We start from the raw sequence: 751 nt of genomic DNA on the forward strand, positions 1-751 counted from the left end.
TGCGTTGTTTGTGTTGGATTCCGGTTTGCGGCGGGTTCCGATCGGTGTGGTTGGTGAGTTGTATGTCGCGGGGCGGGGTGTGGCACGCGGTTATGTGCGACGGCCGGGCTTGACGGCATCGCGATTCGTCGCGTGTCCGCTCGGCCCTTTGGGTTCGCGGATGTATCGCACCGGCGATCTGGTTCGTTGGAATCACGACGGCGAGCTGGAGTATGTGGGTCGCTCTGACGATCAGGTGAAGATTCGTGGTTACCGCATCGAAATCGGTGAAGTGGAAGCAACACTCGCTGCCTTGACCGGAGTGGAGCGTGCGGCAGTGGTGGCCCGTGATACCGATACCGGCAAGCAGTTGATTGGCTACGTCGTACCTACCGAGGTGTCTGCGGGAATCGATGGTGGGGCGCTGCGCGAACGAGTTGCCGCGCGATTGCCTGCGTACATGGTTCCGGCCGTGGTGATGGTCATCGACGAGTTGCCGTTAACTGTCAACGGCAAGCTGGACAAATGGGCGTTGCCCGAGCCGCAATTCGCCAGCGGCGTTCACAGAGCGCCGTCATCTCCGGTTGAAGAAATTATCTCCGGCATTTTCACGAAGGTTCTCGACCTGCCGCGAGTCAGCGTGGACGACTCCTTCTTCGACCTGGGCGGCAACTCGCTCTCTGCGATGCGTGTCGTAGCCGCCGTGCAGGAAACCTTCGACTGTGAAATCAGCGTCCGTGCACTCATGGAAGCCCCCACCGTAGCGGGCCTG

1 protein-coding gene is annotated in these 751 nt (G+C 60.7%); it reads left to right on the forward strand.

The features are described 5' to 3' along the window. Nucleotides 1–751, forward strand: a 751-nt coding sequence (locus CH271_RS04170; protein ID WP_141214695.1) for a phosphopantetheine-binding protein, incomplete at both ends; no start/stop codon positions are given.

The organism is Rhodococcus sp. 05-340-2 (assembly GCF_002258915.1).
Taxonomy (GTDB): Bacteria; Actinomycetota; Actinomycetes; order Mycobacteriales; family Mycobacteriaceae; genus Rhodococcoides.